2 protein-coding genes are annotated in these 3,292 nt (G+C 71.7%); one reads left to right on the top strand and one right to left on the bottom strand.

Annotated features, from left to right (window positions below; genetic code table 11):
• Window positions 1-80: 80 nt before the first annotated feature.
• Window positions 81-962 (bottom strand): 5'-methylthioadenosine/S-adenosylhomocysteine nucleosidase family protein, encoded by an 882-nt coding sequence (locus G6048_RS47375; RefSeq protein WP_328829092.1) that lies wholly within the window; start codon window positions 960-962, stop codon window positions 81-83.
• Window positions 963-1,071: 109 nt separating this feature from the next.
• On the opposite strand from G6048_RS47375, the gene G6048_RS47370 reads away from it, so the two are divergent.
• Window positions 1,072-3,180 carry a tetratricopeptide repeat protein gene (locus tag G6048_RS47370; RefSeq protein ID WP_165345800.1) on the top strand — a complete coding sequence of 703 codons (2,109 nt, stop codon included), beginning with the start codon at window positions 1,072-1,074 and terminating at the stop codon, window positions 3,178-3,180.
• Window positions 3,181-3,292: the final 112 nt, after the last annotated feature.

The following is a 3,292-nucleotide window of genomic DNA, read 5'->3' as shown; positions in this document are numbered from 1 at the left end:
GGAGGGTGGTGGTCGCGGTGGGTACCGGGCCGTGGGACTGCTGCGGCGTACTGGTTCCGTCTTGCGGGCCTTCGCCTGGGCTACTGTCCGTCGCCGTGCGGCGGTTGGCCGACCGACTTGGCGGTGAAGGGGCCGGGGAAGGTGCTCCCCCGGAAGTCGATGTGGTCTCCGCCGTACGTGGGGGCGTCCGTGGAGCTACGAAAAGGACCCTCCCGGGGGTCGGAGTCACGAGGCTGCGGGGCAGTCGGCTTCGGTTCCAGCTCGCGGAGTACGGCGACCGCAGCCCTGGCCGCGTTCGCAGCGGCCTGAGGTTGTGAACCCCCGGCGTCCGCACGGGACTTGTCCGCGTCGGCCTTGTCGCTGATGCCCCGGATGATCAACGCGCCCGCCTCACCGGCGAGGTGGACGGCGTGGGCGACGCCGGAGCTTTCCATCTCGATGGCGACGGCGTCGTTGAAGCTCGTCCGGATGCGCTGGGCCAGCTCGGAGTCGGCGTCTGCGAGGACTACGTCTCCGACGGCGATGGGCTTGAAGTGGGCCCTGCCGCGCAACGCCTCCTTGGCTGCCTCCATCAGGCGGTACGAGGCGCGCCAGGCCTCCGGGCGGGCCAGGAAGCCGTCGGGGGTCTGTTTGCCGCCGTGGATCGCGTACACCTTGGTCGCGACCACGACGTCGCCGATCTCGATGTCGTCCTTCAGACCGCCCGCGACGCCTACGAGCAGCACGGCCTCGGGGTCGAGCCAAGACAGCACGTGCGTGGTGATAGCGGCTGCGGTGAGTGTTCCCTCGCCCATGTCGACGAGGGCGACCCGCCAGGGCGTGCCGGGGAGCCGGCCTCGCTTGGCTTTGGTGCCGTAGCGCGGCTCGGTGAGCTTCTCGACGTCGGTGAGGTGGGCCAGCACGGCCTCGTATTCGAGGGACAGCGCGGTGAGGATCGCTACGGTGGGCATTGGCTCCGGCACGCTCTCAACGGTACTGCCAAGTTGCGTGTCCAGAGCGTGTGTTGGGCGAGGTGGGTGCGGCGTACCGTGATGTCACGCGATGTTCGGAGGCGGCACGGGGGACGGCGCGATGACGAACGGGTACGACGGGGACCATCTCGACTTCCGGGGAGGCGAGTTCACCGGTCCCTTCACCGCGAAGGCGGAGTACCACGAGCATGGGCCCGCGCCCACCGCGCTGGACGCCCTGCCCGCGAGGGCGGTCGGTTTCACCGGCCGGGACGGCGAACTGCGTGCGCTGCTGGACGCGTTCGACCCGTCCGCGCCCGAGAGGCCGGCCGCCGTGCTGGTCGCGGCGGTGTCCGGGCTCGGTGGCATCGGCAAGACGGCGCTCGCGGTGGAGGCGGCGCACGAGGCTTGCGGGAGGGGCTGGTTTCCGGGCGGGGTGCTCTTCATGGACCTGCATGGGTACGACGACGATCCCGTCACTGCGGACCAGGCGCTGGAGGCCTTGCTGCGTGCGCTGGGTACGGCTCCGGAGCACATCCCGGCCACCGCGGACGAACGTGCCGCGCTCTACCGTTCGACCCTTGCCGAGCGTGCCCGGGAGCGGGGCGCGGTGCTGATCCTGGCGGACAACGCGTCCTCACCGGAGCAGGTGCGCCTCCTGCTTCCCGGCAACACACGGCACCGTCTTCTGGTCACCTCTCGCAACAAGTTGCCCCAACTGAACGCACGACTCCTGTCGTTGGACGAGCTGACGCCGGAGGAGGCGTACGCCCTGCTCGATCGCGCCCTGCGGATCGCCGACCCGTCCGACAGTCGCGTCGCGGATGGGGCCGAGGCAGCCGCGGAACTCGCTTCCCGCTGTGGGCATCTGCCGCTGGCCCTCCAGATCGCGGCTGCTCTGCTGGTGCTGGACCGGGACAAGCCCGTAGCCGAACTCGTCGCCGAACTCACCGAGTTCCGCAACCGTCTCACCCACCTCGACGATGGTGAACGGAGCGTCCGCGCCGCCTTCGACCTGTCGTACCGGCGTCTGCCACCCGAGCAGGCCCGCCTGCTCCGCCTGCTGTCTCTTGCCCCGGGGCCTGACGTGAGCACCGAGGTCGTCACCGTCCTGACCGAGGCAGACGCTCCGCCGACCCGTGCCCTGGACGCGCTGACGCGCACGCATCTCGTCGAGCGGGGGAATGGGCGGGGGAGGTGGCGGTTGCATGACTTGGTGCGGGCGTTCGGGGTGGGTGTGGTGGCAAGGGTTGCGGGATTCAGGGAGGAGGGGGAGGCGGCGCGGGAGCGGGTGCTGGAGTTCTACTACCGGTGGGCGGATGCCGCCGATGACCGGTTGCGGTGGCTGCCGGGGATGCCGGAGCCGGAGCGGTTCGCGGACCGGGCGCAGGCGTTGGAGTGGCTGGACGGGGAGCGGGCGGGGCTGGTGGCGGCGGTGCAGTGGGCGGCGGAGGAGCGGTACGCGGATGCGGCGGTGAGGCTGGCCGCATGCCTGGCGGAATACCTGGAGTGGCGGCGGTCCTTCGACGACGGGATCACCGTGAGCCGGGCCGCCCGGGAGGCCGCCCACCGCGCCGGGGACCGCCACCGCGAGGGCGACGCCTGGAACAACCTCGGCCTCGCCCTGTGGCAGATGGGCCGGGCTGAGGAGGCGATCGACGCCCACACCCGCGCCCGCGACCTGTACCAGGCGACCGGGAACCGCTACCGCGAGGGCACCGCATGGACCAACCTCGGCCTCGCCCTGTGGCAGGCGGGCCGGGCTGAGGAGGCGATCGACACCCTCACCCGCGCCCGCGACCTGTACCAGGCGACCGGGAACCGCTACCGCGAGGGCACCGCGTGGACCAGCCTCGGCCTCGCCCTGCAGCAGGCGGGCCGGGCTGAGGAGGCGATCGACGCCCACACCCGCGCCCGCGACCTGCTCCGGACCGCCGGGAACCGCCACCACGAGGGCATGGCATGGGGCAACCTCGGCCTCGCCCTGGAGGAGGCGGGCCGGGTGGGGGAGGCGGTCGAGGTGTACGGCAAGGCCCTGGAGATCTTCCGGGAGTTCGAGGACTGGTACCGGGCAGGCCACACCCTCCACAACCTGGCCCTCGCCCACCAGGTCGCCCACCGTCCCTCCGACGCCCGCGCCTGCTGGCTCCAGGCCGCCGACGCCTACACCCGCGCCAACGCCCCCACCGAAGCCACCCAAGCCCGCACGCGGGCCGAAGAGCAGCTGTAGCACCCCGGCCGGACGGCGAAGGCCTGGCGATGTACCGCAAGGCCGCCGAGCCTCCAGTTGTTCGTCTCGTAGTACGCGACCTTCTTCGAGGCGGGCGGGATCGGCACGTGGT

Source organism: Streptomyces ureilyticus, from assembly GCF_011045025.1.
GTDB lineage: Bacteria > Actinomycetota > Actinomycetes > Streptomycetales > Streptomycetaceae > Streptomyces > Streptomyces ureilyticus.
Note: the sequence above shows the minus strand (reverse complement) of the source record. Positions and strands in the feature narration are given on the sequence as shown.

Bases quoted from the DNA above. Each gene is read 5' to 3' on its own strand.
- G6048_RS47370 (WP_165345800.1), top strand. From the start codon at position 1,072: ATGACGAACGGGTACGACGGGGACCATCTCGACTTCCGGGGAGGCGAG.